Source organism: Vicinamibacteria bacterium (genome assembly GCA_035570235.1).
GTDB lineage: Bacteria > Acidobacteriota > Vicinamibacteria > Fen-336 > Fen-336 > DATMML01.
Window position 1 is genome coordinate 38,499 of sequence record DATMML010000052.1, and the last position, 17,022, is coordinate 55,520.

General features: G+C 67.0%; 11 protein-coding genes. 1 reads left to right on the forward strand and 10 read right to left on the reverse strand.

Translation table 11 applies throughout. The features are described 5' to 3' along the window. Positions 1–18: 18 nt before the first annotated feature. The 4 genes from VN461_09985 to VN461_10000 all read right to left on the reverse strand — a co-directional run bounded on the left by VN461_09985 (position 19) and on the right by VN461_10000 (position 5,211). On the reverse strand, positions 19–1,638 hold the full coding sequence (locus tag VN461_09985) for a sulfatase (protein HXB55101.1): 1,620 nt from the start codon (positions 1,636–1,638) through the stop codon (positions 19–21). 95 nt (positions 1,639–1,733) lie between these two features. Next, positions 1,734–2,063 (reverse strand): hypothetical protein, encoded by a 330-nt coding sequence (locus VN461_09990; protein HXB55102.1) that lies wholly within the window; start codon positions 2,061–2,063, stop codon positions 1,734–1,736. Positions 2,064–2,591: 528 nt separating this feature from the next. Next, positions 2,592–4,001, reverse strand: a complete 1,410-nt coding sequence (locus VN461_09995; GenBank protein HXB55103.1) for a sulfatase — start codon at positions 3,999–4,001, stop codon at positions 2,592–2,594. A 256-nt stretch (positions 4,002–4,257) separates the two neighbouring features. Further along, on the reverse strand, positions 4,258–5,211 hold the full coding sequence (locus tag VN461_10000; GenBank protein HXB55104.1) for a phage tail protein: 954 nt from the start codon (positions 5,209–5,211) through the stop codon (positions 4,258–4,260). A 467-nt stretch (positions 5,212–5,678) separates the two neighbouring features. On the opposite strand from VN461_10000, the gene VN461_10005 reads away from it, so the two are divergent. Next, a complete protein-coding gene (locus tag VN461_10005) occupies positions 5,679–8,366 on the forward strand; it encodes an FG-GAP-like repeat-containing protein (protein HXB55105.1) in 2,688 nt (895 codons plus the stop codon). 421 nt (positions 8,367–8,787) lie between these two features. On the opposite strand, the gene VN461_10010 is transcribed toward VN461_10005, so the two are convergent. The 6 genes from VN461_10010 to VN461_10035 form a co-directional block, all read right to left on the reverse strand. Next, positions 8,788–10,302, reverse strand: coding sequence for a hypothetical protein (locus VN461_10010; GenBank protein ID HXB55106.1), 1,515 nt, complete (start codon positions 10,300–10,302; stop codon positions 8,788–8,790). Between the two features lie 243 nt (positions 10,303–10,545). Next, positions 10,546–12,306, reverse strand: coding sequence for a hypothetical protein (locus tag VN461_10015; GenBank protein ID HXB55107.1), 1,761 nt, complete (start codon positions 12,304–12,306; stop codon positions 10,546–10,548). A gap of 11 nt (positions 12,307–12,317) precedes the next feature. Continuing rightward, positions 12,318–13,199, reverse strand: a complete 882-nt coding sequence (locus VN461_10020; protein ID HXB55108.1) for a branched-chain amino acid ABC transporter permease — start codon at positions 13,197–13,199, stop codon at positions 12,318–12,320. A gap of 5 nt (positions 13,200–13,204) precedes the next feature. Next, positions 13,205–14,989 carry an ATP-binding cassette domain-containing protein gene (locus tag VN461_10025; protein HXB55109.1) on the reverse strand — a complete coding sequence of 595 codons (1,785 nt, stop codon included), beginning with the start codon at positions 14,987–14,989 and terminating at the stop codon, positions 13,205–13,207. Further along, positions 14,986–15,738, reverse strand: a complete 753-nt coding sequence (locus tag VN461_10030) for an ABC transporter ATP-binding protein (protein ID HXB55110.1) — start codon at positions 15,736–15,738, stop codon at positions 14,986–14,988. Before VN461_10030 ends, VN461_10025 begins: the two co-directional genes overlap by 4 nt. Beyond that, positions 15,739–16,929 carry an ABC transporter substrate-binding protein gene (locus VN461_10035; protein HXB55111.1) on the reverse strand — a complete coding sequence of 397 codons (1,191 nt, stop codon included), beginning with the start codon at positions 16,927–16,929 and terminating at the stop codon, positions 15,739–15,741. It abuts the gene before it with no gap. Positions 16,930–17,022 lie beyond the last annotated feature (93 nt).

Here is a 17,022-nt window from a genome sequence, read left to right on the forward strand (position 1 = left end):
CCGACTACATCGGGAACGCTAGCGGATGTAACCCAGGGATCTCAGCCTGTCCATCGTCTCCTTGGCGAGGGTTTGGCCCTCAGCGTGGCCTACGCGGCCGGCCGTCTGGCGCCGAAGTGCTGCGTCCAGCATGGCGGCGAGCCGCGCGTAGCTTTGGGCGGCGCTCGACGACAGGAGATTGCGACGCTCACCGGGGTCGGCCTCGAGGTCGTAGAGTTCCCGCTTATCGGGGGTGAGTGGGATGAAGGCACGACCGTATTGGGAGACCGTGTCCGCTCGTATTCTCAGAGTGTACTTGAGGTGCTCCGAGCGCACGCTCTTTGCCTCGGTGTCGCCCGCCAGGGATTCGCTATAGGCGAAGCTCGGTGATCCCTGGGCCCGGCCTTCCCACCGGGCCCTCAAAGAAACCCCCTGCATCTGTGTGGTGGGGCCGGATAGACGGACGACATCGAGGATCGTCGGCATGACGTCCAATGCGCTCGAGACCGACCGCATGCGAGTTCCTGCGTGCTGCTCGCTCGGGAGCTTGACAATGAGCGGGACGCGGACGAGTTCGTCGAAGAGCGTGTGGCCATGGCAGTCGTAAAAGGAGCACCAATCCCCGGCGTCGAGCGCTCTTTCGCCCAGCTGTTCGCCATGGTCACTCGTGAGAACGATGAGCGTCCGCTCATAGAGGCCCCTGGTCTTCAGGAACCCGATAAATTCGCCGACCCACCGATCCACGGCTCGGACTCCCCCCGTGTAGAGAGCATCGGAGACCACGGGGTCGAACGCCCCGAAGTCCTTGAGAATCTGGACCGCCCGCGGCGATTCCCGTTCACGAGGCAGCCTTTGGTAAGCACCTTCGATCTCTGCCGCTTTGCTGCGGGGAAGGACGTCCGCGAGGAAGGTCGTTTCAAAATAGGGTGCGTGGACCTCGTAGGTATGCCAGAAGATGAAGAAGGGGCGATCCTTCTGGCCATCGATCCACGAGTACATCGTCCGCATGTCGCGGGAGTCAAGTTTGACCATAGACGTGTCGTAGACAGAAAAGCCCCGACCGAAGCCGATTTGTGGATCGACGCCGCCGCCCCCGGTGAAGGCTGCGGTAGCGAAGCCCTTGCCGGCAAATACCTCCGCCAGCGTCGTTCTCGAGGAGTTGAGCCTCTCGTACTCCCCGGGGCTGGCTCCCTGGATAACCTGCTTTATGCTCCTGATGGACGCGGTGACGCCGTGACTCGTGGGGTAGAGAGAGGTCAACAGGCTCATATGCGAGGGCGTCGTCCATGGGGCGGCGGCGATGTGCGCCTCGAAGAGTACTCCGTCGCGAGCGAGAGCGTCGATGTTCGGGCTTACAACCCGCGCCCTGTAGCCATAGCAGTTGAGGCGGTCCGCACGGAGCGTGTCGAGGGAGATGAGGACAACGTTGACAGCGCCTCGACCCCCGCAGGAGGAAAGAACGAGTAAGAGAAGTGCGGCCGACGCCCTCCGCCCCGTGGCCCTTAGCCACGCAGATTGTAAGACGGGCTTGGTAGCTAGACCCCTACCCGGCGCGTGCTCGGGGTCCGGGAGCCCGCCCGCTAGAACCGAAGGAGATGAGCCTGAACGAGGCCCCGGGCACAAAGAGCTGAATCGCTTGTTACTCCAACTCAGTTCCACTCCAGGCTGGCCCTTTCCGGCCGATCGATGACTAGCGGGGTTGAAGCTGGTGCTAGGAGAAGGTGGTCCCCGTCGTCATCCAACCAGGACGCACTCTAACCAATGGTCGCCCCCGCGACTAGGGCCTGACCATCAGCGTCCCCACCATGCTGGGATGGATGGAGCAGTGGTAGGGGGAACATCCCTGCCACCCCCATCGCTAGGGGAGCGTTGTTCGTGCCAGGGTTGACGGAACCGGTGTCGTAGGCGCCGCCGTCTGCGGCGAGGAATAGCGTGCTCCGAACGTTGTTCAGCCAGAGAGGGTTCGAATAGCCGGGGCCCGGGTTGATGTCCTTCATTGGGTAGGCCGACTGGGCGCTCAGCGGGGCGGCGAGAATGAGAGACAGGCCTAGGGATGATGCGAGACCAACCAAGGGATGACGCATGGGCCTCTCCTCTCGCTGAAGAGTGGAGACGTGGAGTAGGACCAAAGAGAGGGCCTGCCAAAGCCGGGATTCCCGTCCGCCCCATCTGGGGCGCCCACCGACTACTTTGCGCCCCATTTCGAAACCGGTCAAGGAGGCGCACAGGCGCACCCTAGAAATGTCACTGTGCGAAAACTAGGCAGGCCCCCTGACAGGGAAATCGGGAGGCGACATGGAAGAGTAGCGATCTTCCTCCGCGGAAGGCCTCAGGTACATCCGACGACTATCGGACCGGGGCGTGACGCGGGACGTGTTCGGCGGGCCAAGCGTCGTTCCCCGTTGCGGCGACTTCGACGGCGACGGCAAGGGGACGACCTGGCGGTTGTCGAATCCCACGGATCGCTACCCGGAGCCACGGAGCCAGCGCGCGGCTACCGCGCCCTTCGAGAGGAGTGATGGGGTCTGACGGCGACACACGTCTGCTCGGTGAGGAGGACCCCTTATGGCACCCGAGCGGGGAGGTGGCGAGGCCGACCACATCCGGAAGCGTTAACGGACGTAGCCCAGGGACCTCAGCCTGTCAATCGTCTCCTTGTCGAGGGTCTGGCGCTCAGCCTGGCCTACGCGGCCGGCTGTCTGGCGCCGCAGTGCCGCGTCCAGCACGGTGGCGAGACGCTCCCGGGCAGGGTCGGCGTTCGGCAACAGGAGGTTGTGGGTCTCGCCCGGGTCAGCCACCAAGTCGTAGAGTTCTCGCGTGTCGGGCGCCGATGGGATGAAGGCGCGGCCGCTTTGGGCGACGGTTCCCGCTGGTATTCTCACGATGTACTTGAGGTGTTCCGAGCGCACACTCTTTGCCTCGGCATGGCCTGCTAGGGACTCGCTATAGGCGAAGCGCGGCGGTCCCTGTACGCCGCCTTCCCACCGCGACCGCAAGGACTCCCCCTGCATCTGGGTCGTGGGGCCGCGTACAGCGGCAACATCGAGAATCGTCGGCATCACGTCCACGGTGCTCGAGACCGATGGCACACGGACTCCAGCGTGCCGCTCTCCCGGAAGCTTGACGATGAGCGGGACGTGGATGAGTTCGTCGAAGACCGTTTGGCCATGGCAGTCGTACCAGCTCGAATAGCACCAATCGCCGGCGTCGAGGGGCCTCTCGCCCAACTGTTCCCCATGGTCACTAGTGAGAACGATGAGTGTTTGATGGTAGAGGCCCTTCTTTTTCAAACTGTCCACAAACTCTCCGACCCACCGATCCGCGGCCCGGACTCCCCCGGTGTACAGCGCATCGGAGGCGACGGGGTCGAAGGCGCCAAAATCTCTCAGGATTTGGACGGGTTTGGCCGACTCCGGCTGTTCGGCCGGGGGCAGCCTTTGGTACGCGGCCTCGAGGTGGGCGGCTTTCTTGCGCGGAAGGACGTCGGCAAGGAACGTTGTCTCCAAGTAGGGTCCGTGGACCTGGTAGGTGTGCCAGAACAGGAAAAAGGGGCGATCCTGCTGACCATCGATCCACGAGCACATCCTCCCCACATTCTTGGTATTGAGCCGAAACATGGACGTCTCGTAAACGGCAAAGCCTCGATCGAAGCCGATCCGCGGATCGAGGGCCTTCCCGCCAGTGAAGGCGCCCGTTGCGAACCCCTCGCGGGCAAACACCTCGGCCAGCGTCGTCTTCGACGAAGCGAGTCTCTCGTAGTCGCCTGGCCGCTGCGTTGTGTGCATGACCTTGCTGATGCCTTCGAAAGACGCCGTGACGCCATGGCTCGTGGGAACGAGTGACGTAAACAGACTCATGTGGGAGGGCGTGGTCCAAGGTGCGGCGGCGATGTGCGTCTCGAAAAGCACTCCATCCCTTGCAAGGGCATCGATGTTCGGACTCACAATCCTCGTCCGGTAGCCGTAGCAGTTGAGGCGGTCGGCCCGGAGCGTGTCGAGGGAGATGAGGACAACGTTGACCACGCCTCTAGGCGCGCACGAGGACAGAACGATGGAGAGTAAACCGACTAACGCGTTCCGACCCGTGCCACCTACCACGCAGATTGAACGACTGGCTGAGAAGCGAAACAACTATCCGGCGTCAGCTCGAGGTCCGGGAGCCTGCCCGCTAGAAGCGAAGGATGTGAGTCTGAAGGAGACCCCGCGCGCGAAGGGCCGAAGCCGAACCTCCAAGCCTGGGTCAAAGAGACGGTTGGGTTCGGCGTGACAACGTGCGCCTTCAGTTCCACTTCACGCTTGCCGTGTCACAGATCCCCTGGGTGTTCTGGACGTTTACGAGAAACGTCGAGCGCTCGGCGCCCTCAGGGGTTGACTCGCTCCAGGGGTCGATCGCCCACGCCACGAACACACAGGGACCGGTAGGCACGACCGAGGATTCCAGTGCTTGCGGCTCGAGCTTGGACCCCGGGGCGGGGGCGTGTTCGAATCGGAACACAAAATGACGTGCCTCGCTCCCCGTATTCTCGAGGGTCCATTGACAGGCGGTCCGTGCAGCGCAAGGCTGCATCCCGATCGTGCCCGCCTCCCGATCTCCATCCAATGACCGAGGGACCGCACACTCCGGCCCGCAGCCGGGAGGGTTGATGATCCAGGCCGCGACCTTCGCCCCGCTCTTCTTCGGCGAGACCACGGCATCCTTGTCGATGATGGTCGCGGACTTGAGGATCTTGCCCTCGAGCCTTACCTCGACGTTCATCTTGTAGCCCGGGGGCAGGGTTAGACCCACTTCGGGCTTGGTGGCACCCGCGCCCCCTTCGGCTTTGACGGCGTGAACGCCCGCATAAATGAAATGGCGCAGAGGTTGGCCGCCCGCCGGGGGTGTGTTGCCCCGGAGCTCGGGGACGCGGAAGGTCTTGGCGGCCGAGCTCCCGGCCGGACCCTCGCCGAGCACTGTGGCCAGGACGGGATAGGCGCTCACGTCGTAAGAGCGGCCGTCACACTCCAGCCAGCCCCGGCGGTTCAACTCTTCGGTGATCCCTGCCCCCTCGGCCTTGCCGGGTGCGACGAAGGCCCGGATCTCGCCGACAATCCAACCCTCCTTCGATACCAGGGGAGGTCCTGGTCTGGCGGACGCGGGCTTTGTGGGTGGCACTGATTGCGAGGGCTGCGTCGCGCCAACCGCCGAGGCCAGCACGCAAAGCCAACCCGCCAGGGTCAGAGTGTCACTGCGCATCAACGTTCCCTCCGACGGGCCCCTGGCTTGAGCCAAGGTAGCCCGAGCCACAGCAGTCGACTCTTCCGTCGCCACCAATCATCTCATGGGCACAACGACCGCATCGCCATACCCCGCCGTACGGCCGCCTGGTTGGAGGAGGCGGTACGTAGAGCGAGGGTGTGGGCCGGCACCGACCCATCAACTGAGGCCTTGAGCCGCCGCGGCCGGGGGGACGGGAGAGCCGGCTGTGGGAAGAACACCCGGCCCTCACGCGAGACCTGCTCGCTCCGGCTGCGGCCTCTCAGATCGTCTTCGCAACCAGCCCCCTCTAGCATTCTGACCTCTCGTACCACCTCGCGATAACCAGGATGACGGCGGTGAAGGGGGACCCATCTGGCAAGCCCGGACGTGCTACAATCGCCATCCCTCCGCCCCCATTCAAGATGGGAAGAAAGGCAGCTGAAATGAGAACCGGAAGAACGACGATGGTCTTGGGGACGTTGTCGTTGCTTCTCCTTGGCGTCCTCGACGCTCAGGCCCAAAATCTCATTCAGAACCCGGGCTTCACCGGCGGCTTCAGCAACTGGACGATCATTCCTGGTGGGAACTACACCGTAGGCTGGGACGGTACGGTTGGAAATGCCGCCCTTGGTGCGGCCCAGGTCACCCTTACGTCCCCGTCCACCACGGACTTCCTTGCCCTCAAGCAGTGCGTTCCGGTAAGCGGCTCTACGGTCTACGACGTGAGCGGGAGCGGTCGCTATCCCAGCGGGGTCTCCGTGGTACCTGACCTTGCCCTGCTCTTTTCCTACTTCACGGATGCGGCCTGCACCACCAGCGCTGGAGGGTCGGTGGATAGCCTTCAGCTGACAGGCAGCACAACTCCTGCCGACACCTGGGCGACCTCGAACTTTCTACAGGGCATCACGACACCCAGCGGGGCCCACTTCGCGTTGCTCAGGCTCCGGTTCACGACACTCTCGGCCGGTAACTCGTCCGGATGGTTCGACGACATCAGCCTTACCCCTACCCCCGTGGCGGACCTCTCGATCACGAAGACGGACGGGCATGAGTCCGCGGTCCCGGGAACGCAGATCACCTACACGATCGTGGCCTCGAATGCGGGACCGAGCGCGGCGAACGGCGCGACGGTGACGGACACGGTGCCGGGGACGATCACGGGCGTGACCTGGACATGTGTGGCGGCGGGCGGGGCGACGTGCACGGCGAGCGGGTCGGGGAGCATCTTCCAGGGCGTTAACCTGCCCATGGGAGGGTCGGTGACGTACAGCCTGACGGGTACGATAAGTCCTTCCGCCACGGGCACGCTCAGCAACACGGCGACGGTGACGCCGCCGTCCGCGGTGTTCGACCCGAACCAGGCGAACAATACCGCCACCGACACGGACGCCCTAGTGCAGATGGGCGGAGCTTTGCCGGGGCCCCTTCCCCTGTTGCCGGGCAACAACTGGTGGAACCTCGACATCAGCGCTGCCCCCGTGGACCCGAACTCGGCCAACTTCATCACCTTCATCGGCGGCTCCACGCCCGGGCATCCGGACTTCGGGGGAGACGTGTCCCTGGGCAGCGTTAAGATCTACGGGTTCCCCTACGCGGTGGTGAGCGGCACTCAACCCAAGAAAGCAGTTACGTTCGCGACCCCGGGGGAGAGCGACGGCGTCGACCACTCCAGCGGCCTGAGCTTCCCCTTCTACCCCATACCGGACCTGGCGATCACGCAGCCCCACTGGATCGAGGCGGGTGATCCCGGCAATGTAGACATCCGCAGTACCGATGACCGGCACCTGCTGATCGTGGACGCCGACAACAAGTACCTCTACGAGCTCTACAACGTCTTCTACGACACGGGCACCGCGCAGTGGCTGGCCGGCTCGGGGGCCTTCTTCGACCTGAACAAGAACCACCGGCGGCCCGAGACCTGGACCTCGGCGGACGCCGCGGGGCTGGCCATGCTCCCGGGACTCGTCCGCTACGAGGAGGCCTTCGGGGCGGCGGAGATCGGGCACGCCTTCCGGGTCACGTTGCTCACCACGAATGGCTACGTCTATCCCGCGTCCCACTCGGGGGGATCGACGGGCGGCGCCCTTCCCATGGGGGCACGGCTGCGCCTCAAGGCGGGCAAGGACATCTCCTCCTTCACGCCCGAGGTGCAGAGGATCTTCCGGGCCATGAAGAAGTACGGCCTGATCGTCGCCGACAACGGTACCAGCATGTACGTGAGCGGGACTTACGACACCCGCTGGGACAACAGCGTTCTCAACCCCGCTTTCGGCGCCCTGACCGCCAATGACTTCGAGGTCGTCCAGCTCGGCTTCGGCGTCCCCACCGAGCTGAAGCTTGCCGATTTCGACGGTGACCGCCAAACCGACCTCGCCGCCTTCCAGTCGTCCTCGGGGCTGTGGTTCATCAAGCAGTCCTCCACGGGGACGACGACCAGTCTCGGCTATGGCGGCGCGGGGTATGTCCCGGTCCCTGCGGACTACGACGGGGACGGCAAAGCCGACATTGCGGTCTACCACCCGCCGACGGGGCTGTGGTTCATCCGGTCGTCCTCGACGGGGACCGACTCGGTGACGGGATTCGGGGGCTCGGGCTACGCGCCGGTGCGGGGCGATTTCGACGGGGACGGCAAGGCGGACCTCGCGGTCTTCCACGATGCGACCGGGCTCTGGTTCATCAAGAACTCGTCGACGGGGGCGGTGGTGACGGTGGGGTACGGGGGCACGGGGTACATCCCGGTTCCCGGCGACTACGACGGCGACGGCAAGACGGACATCGCCGTCTATCACCCGCCCACGGGGCTTTGGTTCATCCGGAACTCGTCGACCCTGGCCACGACCACGGTCGGGTTCGGGGGCACGGGCTACACCCCGGTGCGGGGGGACTTCGACGGCGACGGCAAGAACGACATCGCGGTCTTCAACAATGCCAGCGGCCTCTGGTTCATCAAGCAGTCCCTGACCAACTCCGTCCTTACCCTTGGCTTCGGGGGGTCGGCCTACACCCCGGTGCCGGCGGACTTCGACGCGGATGGGCAGACCGACATTGCCGTCTACCACCAGCCCACCGGCCTTTGGTTCATCCGCCAATCGACCACGGGGAACACGGTCAGCATGACCTTTGGCGGGCCGGGCTACGTGCCGGTGAACTGATCCTCAAGAACCTGACTTGCTCCGGGCTCACGGGCGTTGCCCCGGGCCCGGAGTGAGAGTCTTCTTGGCTTTAGGCGCGGCCTGCCCTGAGTTGAGCCGCCGGGAACGCAGCTTGCCCTGGCCACGACGGGGGTTCCGCTCCATCGCAGGCGTCAACGTTGCGCGTTCTGCCGGTGCTCGGGGCGCGGGGTGGCAATCACGTCGCGCCTGGCCAGCCGTCCCTCGCGATGTGCCCCTCCAAGGGTTCACCCGGGCGGTCTTCTTGCCGGCACCGAGAACCGAGCCTAGAAAGCGGTCTTAGGAGTCCAGGATTCGGTCCCGGGCGACAGCACGTCGCGGTCCGCTTTGCCCTGGGAGGCGCGGCGGCAAAAGTAAGGGCCGGAGTCGCCTCCGGCCCTTACCCTAGGCTTCGTGAAGGCGTTTAGCGGCCGCCGGAGCGTCCGTTTTCGTCGTGATGATCGCCATCTCCATCGTCCTCGCTGTGGCCGACGTTGGTGCTGGCATCGAGGATGGCTTGATCCGCGTGCAAGCTTATGCGCCCGATGGTGCGGTAGTCGCCCAGGCCATTCTTGGGTTTGGGGGTGTGATAGCCGGCGAAGAAGACGGTCAGGTCACGATGGCCCGAGAGAGTGGCGCTCGGAGCATAGACCCGGCCGGCCAAGAAGCCGCTCGTTTGGCCGCCAACCGGCGTGGTCGCCGGAAAGGTGATGCTGGTGCCGGTGCCGCCGCCAAAGACGGGCCGGCCGCTCGCATCCACGGTCACGGTATAAGGCATAGTGGAGAGGACCGGATTGTTGGGGCCGTTGACCACCTTCCAATTGAGAAGGTCGGTGGATTCGGCGTAGCCAATGAAGCGGAAGGCGTCGGAGTCGCCGTCGATGCAGCCCCCGCCTGAGTAGAGCAGGCCGAACCGGCCCCCCTCCAGCTTGAGGACGGTGCCCGCCGTGGCCAGCCAGCGCGTGCCGGAAGCGGTGACGTCCGTCGGATCGTGCAAACCCAGGAGGGGGCCGTCATCCGTGAAGTGGACGCCGTCCGTCGTCTCGGCCAGGCGCAGGTAGGTGATGTCGTCGTTCACGCCCGTTCCAAAAAGGTTGTTCGCGTAATAGGGGGCCCAGTAGGTGTTGCACTGCTGGGAGGCGGGCAGCGCCGTCGGCCCCGTGATGTCCCCGTTGAGGATCTTCTGTTCGTAGATGATCTTCACGGGCCAGGTTCCGGGGACCACGCCCAGAATGCCATCCGGGTTGATGAGGCCGTGGGTGTGGAACGCGATCTCGGGAAAATCGTTGGTGTCGGTGGGGCCGTCGTCGGCGGCGGGGGCGCCGTTCAGGGGCAAGCCCGGCTGCGGCGTCAGTTCGTGGATGTACAAGTCGTCGACGTCGATGTGGCCGACCGCGCGGTCCAGAGTGTAGAGGTAGGTGTGGCCGGCGATCTTGAGAATGAACTGGTGGCCCTGGCCGTCATCGTCGCCGTTGTCGTCGTTGTTGCCGTCGTTCTTGTTGTCCTTGTCTCCGTCGGGGTCCTTCTGGAGCTGGTTGGGGCACGTGGGGCGAAGCTCGAGAACCTCCTGCTGGAAGTTCCAGGTGATCCCCGCGTCATCGGAAGAGGCGGCCACGACGGCCTCGTTGGTGTCCTTTGGGCGGTAGTCAAAGTAGCCCTGCAGGTGACGGCCATGGCCGTTGATGAACGGGAAGTAGTAGGGCTGCATGCGCTCGATCGCGGGGTTGGGGATCTGCTTGCCGTTCGCATCGCAATAGCCTGCGGACTTCAATCCCACGGCGGCGCCGGACTGTTCGAGCGTCCAGGGGCCGCCGCTCACATAGGTTTCCGTCGGGGCTCCGTTCCGCGTCCAGCGCACGTGGTCCTGCTGGGCCCAGGATGCGGGAGCCATGAGAATCAGGGGAACGAGGGCCGCGGCGGGGAATGGGACCTTGTTCATGGAATCATCCTTTCCGGTTTGTGCGAGATGCCCTGGCGACGGTCCGTCCGTCCCAGAGTGGGGAGAGTCTTTCTGGGCCGGGTGACAGCCAGGTGACGAGGCGGTCCCTTCCCCACGACATTCGGGGAGGTCGAACCTGGTGTGTGATGCGCCTCTCTCCAACCGGCCAGGGATCGCACGCCCGGAACTGTCTCTCGCCGGGTCGTGCCGGTGGGGGGGAAGGCCCGCTCGCGGAGGAGGGTCTTAGGGCGAGGTTCCGCCGGCCTCGGGGAGACTCGGCGTCGCCTGGGGCTGCAGGCGCACGAAGAGGAAATCGCGGTCCGGGCTCAAAAAGCCCTCTTCCCGTCCGCCCGCCGCCAGGGCCAGGCGCAGTCCTTCCCCCCCGTCCTCGTAGGCCTTGCGGTTCAGGATCAGTCCCGCGAAGCCGAAGCCCTCCAGCTCGCTGGCCATATGCTCCGGCGGGAGCTCCTCCACGCGGCGCTGCCACTCCTCCCGCGGCCGCCCTTTGTCGGAGCCGTAGCTGAAGCGGAGGCGGTCGGCAAAGAGATAGGGGCGGAGGTGCTCGTAGTCGACGGCCTTGCGGACGCGGGCCCCCTCCGGATAGTCCACGACGGGGAGCATGAAGAGCATGGCTCCCGCGGGCAGCGCGGCCTCCAGGGACCGCACGAAGGCCCGGTCCGAGTCGATCGTCCGGCGAGCCTCCGCCACCTGTGCGGCCGGGCTCCCCGGGGGGCGCTGATCGAGAAGGGCCACGCCCGTGGCCAGCGCGGCCGCGAGTACGCTCCAGCCCCGCCGGCGCGCGAAGGGCGCTCGCGAAAGACGGCCCACCGACCACAGGAGGACGAGGGCCAGGATCCAGATGCTGTAGCGGCTGGTAGCCCGGAACCAGACGAAGCCGAGGGTGCCCAAAAGGCCGTTCATGCCACCGACAACGGAGTAGGCGAGGATCCAGGCCAGGGCGAGGAGGGCCGGGGGCACCGCGCCCCTCCTCCGTTGGAGGTGACCGCGGAAGGCGGAGACGCACATCCCGAGAAGCCCGAGCAGGCCGGCCAGGCCCAGGTAGGCCGAGCCCATCTCGCCCCGGTAGAGGGCTCCCTGCGCGTAGCCGGCGGCGAGGGGGTTGGGGAGAAGGCCCCATCCGGGCGCGGGCAGCAGGAGCTCGATGGGCTTCAAGGCATAGCGCTCCAGGTTCCCGTAGGGCCGGAGCAGGTTCGGGAGGCCTGGGCCGTGGGCGGCCCGGTAGGCGAGCATATTGGCGTTGTCGAGAAGGACGGCCCCCCCGAGCGCGAGGAGGAGCAGCCAGGGGCCGAGGGCGAGTCTCCGTTTCCCTCCGCGCAGGAAGGGGGCCAGGCCGGCGAGGGCGAGAAACTGGGCGAGGAGGCCCGCGTAGTAGATGTTGTGGAGCCCGGCCACCACCACCACGAGGAGGCCGATCCAGAACCGCGGGGAGGGGACGGGGATCCCCCGCGGGCTAAAGCCCCAGCTCACGACGAGGATCGCGAGGGGGATGGGCCAGCAGTAGCTCAGGGTGAGGTGGTCGAGCCCGCGGTAGAAGAGGAAGGGCGAGAAGGCGAACACCGCCCCCCCCGCCAGGGCCCACTCCGGCCGGGCCCTGAAGTAGCGGGCCACGCCGTAAAAGGAGCAGCCCGCCAGCACGTGGGCGAGAAGGAGGACGAGGTTTGCGGCCGCGAAGAGGCCGAGGCCGCGGGCGAGCACGCCCGCGAGCCAGAGTTGGAGCTTGTGCTGTCTCAGGAAATCGTTCCAGTTCGCGCCGAAGGGCGCGTTCAGCTCGGGGACGGTGATAGGGACGAAGGGCACCACGTGGCCGTCTCGGGCGGCCTTCAAGGTGGCGAGGACGAACCAACCGTCGCCCTGATAGCTCACGGGGGTGGTCCAGGCCACGCGGTTCGTGCGGCCGTAGGCGAGGCACCAGACGAGGGCGAGGCCGGCGGCGAGCAGGCCCGCCAAGAGCAGATCCCGCTTCCAGGCGCGGTGCGCTCGCATGGGAAGCGAGCCTACACCCGTTCCCTGAACTCGCGGCCCAGAAGGCCTTCCGGCCGGACCAGCAGGACCACCAGGATGACGAGGAAGGCGAGCGAGTTCTTGAACTCGATGGACAGGTAGGCTCCGGTCAGGCTCTCGGCCACGCCCAGGAGGAGCCCTCCCGCCAGGGCGCCGGGCAGGCTGTTGAGGCCGCCCAGGGTCGCGGCCGCGAATCCCTTCAGGAACGGGTCCAGCATGAAGAAGGGATCCAGGAAGACCTGGGCGGCCAGGAAGAGGCCCGCTACCGCGGCCAGGGCCGAGGCCAGACCCCAGGTCAGGGCCAGTACCCTTCGGACGGGCAGGCCCAGCGTCTGGGCCGCGGGCAGGTTCTCGGAGAGGGCGCGGAGGGCGAGTCCGAGGCGTGTCTTTTGGACGGCCAGGAACAGGAGGAGGGCCCCGAGAAGCCCGGTGAGGAGGGCAGCCAGGGAGAGGGGGCTCACCAAGATGGGCCCGAGGGCAACGGTCGCGCGGTCGGAGAGGGGAAACGGGAACCGCTCGGGCTCGGCCGGCCACCGGTACAGGACGAGCCCGTGGATGATCTGGGAGAGGGCGAGGGTGAGGATCAGCTGCGAGAACAGGGTTGCCCCCCGGCGCTGGGCGGGGACGAGGACGCCCAGGTAGAAGGCGACGGCCACGAGCGCCGAGGTCAAGAGGCCGCCTGCCGCCGCGACCGCGAAGGCGTGCCCGCTCCGGGCCAGGCTGAAGGTCACGAACGTGCCCAGGGTCGCGACCTCTCCATGGGCGAAATTCAGCACCCGCGTGCCGCGGTAGATGAGGACGAGACCGAGGGCCACGAGGGCGTAGAGGCTCCCGAGGGAGAGGCCGGCGATCAGGAACTGGAGGAGGCGGTCCATGAGCTTCAGCGGAGGGGCCGGGCCTTGAAGTAGAGGGCGAGCTTCCGGCCGCGGCCGGCCAGGCCCAGGGGCTCGAAGAGCATCACGGCGAGCAGGGAGAGCCCGAATGTCAGGGGGACAAGCCAGCCCGCCCCCCCGAAGAGGCTGGGCAAGAGCACGACGAAGGCCGCGCCCAGGACCGATCCCTCCACGAACGTCAGGCCGCCCACCACCACGGCCACGAAGAGGTTGAGCGACTCTGTGATCGTGAAGCTCTGCGGCTCCAGGTGGCCCAGGAACTGAGCGTAGAGAGCCCCCGCCACCCCCGTATAGAACGACGAGATCGCGAAGGCCAGAAGCTTGTAGCGGACGAGGTCGATGCCGATGGCGACCGCGGCCACCTCGCTGTCGCGGATGGCGGCGAAGACCCGGCCCAGGTACGAGGAGACGATGTTGTAGGTGGCGGCCAGGAAGACCAGGAGCAGGGCCAAGTCCACGTAATAGGCGGAGTGGCCGCGCGAGAGGCCGAGGAGGGAGGGCAGGCGGGGCACGCTCAGCCCTTGGCGCCCCCCGGAAAGAAGGGGGGAGGCGGCCAGGATTTGATAGACAGCGATCCCGAAACCCAGGGTAGCGATGGCCAGGTAGGGACCCTTCAGACGGAGGGAGGGGAACCCCAGGGCGGCTCCGGCCAGCGCCGCGAGCAGACCCGCACCGGCAAGCGCGGCCAGGAAAGGCACTCCGGCCCGGCTCAGATGTCCGAAGGTGTAGGCCCCGATGGCCAGGAAGCCTGCTTGGCCGAAGGAGACCAGGCCGCACTGGCCGATGAGGAGACCCTGGCCCAGGACCCCGATGGCGGTCAGCCAGATGATAGTGGCCCGCACGGTCCAGGAGTCGGGGCCGAGCAGGGGCAGGGCGAGGAGGGCCCCGAGCAGGAGGCCGAGCCCCAGCCGTGCCGAGCGCGTGGGGGCAAAGCGCAAGTCCTGGCCGGGGCTGTCGACGGGATTGGGGGTTCCGGGGTCAAGAATCGCCCGCGCGGTCCCCTTGGGCTCCGCTCGGGGCAGAGCCACCGGCTCTTGAGGGGAGTCGGCTAGCCCCAGATAGGCGGTGCGCACGTCGCCCTTGGCCGCGAGGTCCAGAGGCGTTCCTTCGAGGGCGATCCGGCCCCCCTCAAGGATGGCCGCCCGCCGGGCGATCTTCAGGGCCAGGCGGGCGTTCTGCTCGACGAGCAGGATGGCCGTTCCCCCCTGGCCGATCTCGCCCAGGGCCGCGAACAAGGCCTCCGCGGCGGGGTGGGCGAGGTTGAGCGAAGGCTCGTCGAGGAGCAGCAGGCGGGGACGGCGGAGGAGGGCACGGCCCAGGGCCACCATCTGCTGCTGCCCACCGGACAGGGCCTCGGCCTGCTGGCGGGCGCTCTCCTTCAGGGCCGGGAACAAACGAAAGACGAAGTCCAGGTCCGCGGAGGCCTTGCTGCCCCTCCGGCCCCAGAGCCCCAGATCCAGGTTGTCGGCCACGCTCAGCTCGCGGAAGAGGCCCCGGTCCTCGGGAACGAAGGCGATGCCCAGGCGCGCGATCTCCTCCGGCGTTCGGCGCTCGATCCTCTCGCCCGCGAACTCGATCGTGCCTTTGTGGGGCTGGTCTCTAAGAAGACCCGCCACAGTGCGCAGGAGCGTCGTCTTTCCGGCGCCGTTCGGCCCCAGCACGGCCACGATCTCCCCCCGGTCCAGCTCCAAGGAGACCCCGGAGAGGGCGGCCAGACGCTCGAAGTAGAGCGTCTCCAGGTCGCGGATTCTGAGCAGGGGCGTCGAGCTCATCCCTCTCCCAGGTAGGCCCGCGCCACCTCGGGGTGCCGCCGCACGTCCGCGGGCGTCCCCTCCGCGATCTTGACCCCCCGGTCAAGGGCGATCATGCGTCCAGCCAGACGCGAGGCCACGGGCAGATCGTGCTCCACGAGGAGGGTGGCGAGTCCGAGCCGGCCCCCCACCTCGCGGACACACCGCGAGACCTCCTCCTTCTCCTCCGCGTTCAAGCCCGAGAACGGCTCGTCGAGGAGGAGGAGCCGGGGCTCGGTGGCGAGGGCCCGCCCGAGTTCGACCCGCTTCTGCACCCCGTAGGGGCAGTCCGAGGCGCGGTGGTTGCGCCAGGCCTGAAGGCCCAGGAACTCGAGGATCTCCTCGCACCGGCGGCGTTGGCGGCGCTCCTCCTGGCGGCGGCGCAGGAGCGCGTCCAGGAGGCGGCGCTTGAAGTGCCGGTGGCGCCCGAGCATGAGGTTGTCGAGCACGGAGAGGCTCGGAAAGAGGCGCGAGTTCTGAAACGTGCGGGCGATGCCCAGCCCGACCACGGCGTGGGGGAGGACCCCGAGCAGGCTCTCCCCCGCGAACTCGAGGGTCCCCGAGTTGGCGCGGTAGAGCCCGGTGATGCAGTTGAAGAGGGAGGTCTTGCCGGAGCCGTTGGGGCCGATGAGCGCGAGCGCCTCCCCCTCCCCCAGGTCCAGGCTCACCCCCGCCAGGGCGTGGAGACCGCCGAAGCTCAGCCGCAGGTCGCGGACCCGGAGGAGGCTCATCTAGAAAAGGGGGGTGAAGCTCTGGTAGGGCGTGACCACGGTGAAAGATTCCTCGGCGGCGGGGCCCGCGCGCAGGAGGCGCACGCAGTTGAGGCCGTGACGCCGGCCGGGCCCGAAGGTGATGGGTGCGCTCAGGCCTTCCGGGGTCCAGCCCCGAACCCCTTCCAGCCCGGCCACGAACGACTCGCGGGTCAGTTCCCGGCCTCCCCGCCGCAGTCCCTCCACGGCCAGGCTCATGGCCGTGGCCCCGTTCAGGGCGAAGCCCTCCCGCCCCTTGAGCGTGGGGTCCTCTTGGAGGAGCACCTCAAGCACGCGGTCCGCCTCCGGCTCGCCCACCACGGACGCGGTGACGTCAAAGTAGGCGCCTTCCCACAACTCGCCCAAGAGGCGGAACATGACTTGGCGATCGCCCAGGGGAAAGGACGCAAAGACGAGGGGTCGATAGCCGGCCTTGGCCATCTCCTTCACCAGGCTCGCACCGTGGGTGGTGGTTGAGAAGAGGACGACCGCGTCGGCCCCCGCGTCCTTCATCTTCAGGGCATGGATGCTCATCTCGCGGTCCTGCAGCTCGTAGGGCACCTCCGCCACCAGAGAAGCCCCCACCATTTGCAAGCCGCGCCGCACCCCCACGAGGCCGTCCTTGCCGTACTCGTCGTTCTGGTAGAAGACCGCGATCTTGCGCGCCCCCCCCCGGGTTGCCGCCTGCTCGCCCAGGAACGCCCCCTCGCTCTCGTAGTCGGGATACACCGCGAACACCCGCTCGAGCTTGGCCGGGGGCTGCCTCGCCCACACTCGAGGGTTGCCGAAAGGGAAGACCACCGGTATGCCGGCCTCGGCCACGACGTCTTTGGTCGCATTCAGCACCGCCGTGCCCGTCAGGCCGACGACGGCGAAGGCGGAGTCATTCATCTCGGTCAAGTTGGCCACCGCCCGACCGGGAAGATATCCGTCATCTTTCACCACCACCCGGATCCGACGACCGTGGATCCCGCCCCCGGCGTTCACGTGCGCGGCCCAAGCCTGGGCGCCCCGCGAGACGGTGCCCCAGGCGGCGGCGGGCCCGGAAAGGGGGGCCGTCATCCCGAGGACGATTTCCTGGTCGCTGAGCCCGGGGACAGACGGCCTCGAACACGCGCCGGTGGCAGCCAGGAAGAGGGCCAGAGAGACGGTGGACGTCGCCTTCCTGGGCATGAGCTTCCTTCGCGGGCGGGTGCGTGCGGCCCGAGGGACGGGGCGGTTCGGGCGGATTATACGGGCGGCGACAGCGGGGCTACAATTTCTCTT

Coding starts and splice junctions, on each gene's coding strand:
- VN461_09990 (HXB55102.1), bottom strand. CDS start 2,063: ATGCGTCATCCCTTGGTTGGTCTCGCATCATCCCTAGGCCTGTCTCTC.
- VN461_10000 (HXB55104.1), bottom strand. CDS start 5,211: ATGCGCAGTGACACTCTGACCCTGGCGGGTTGGCTTTGCGTGCTGGCC.
- VN461_10005 (HXB55105.1), top strand. CDS start 5,679: ATGGTCTTGGGGACGTTGTCGTTGCTTCTCCTTGGCGTCCTCGACGCT.
- VN461_10010 (HXB55106.1), bottom strand. CDS start 10,302: ATGAACAAGGTCCCATTCCCCGCCGCGGCCCTCGTTCCCCTGATTCTC.
- VN461_10015 (HXB55107.1), bottom strand. CDS start 12,306: ATGCGAGCGCACCGCGCCTGGAAGCGGGATCTGCTCTTGGCGGGCCTG.
- VN461_10020 (HXB55108.1), bottom strand. CDS start 13,199: ATGGACCGCCTCCTCCAGTTCCTGATCGCCGGCCTCTCCCTCGGGAGC.
- VN461_10025 (HXB55109.1), bottom strand. CDS start 14,989: ATGAGCTCGACGCCCCTGCTCAGAATCCGCGACCTGGAGACGCTCTAC.
- VN461_10030 (HXB55110.1), bottom strand. CDS start 15,738: ATGAGCCTCCTCCGGGTCCGCGACCTGCGGCTGAGCTTCGGCGGTCTC.
- VN461_10035 (HXB55111.1), bottom strand. CDS start 16,929: ATGCCCAGGAAGGCGACGTCCACCGTCTCTCTGGCCCTCTTCCTGGCT.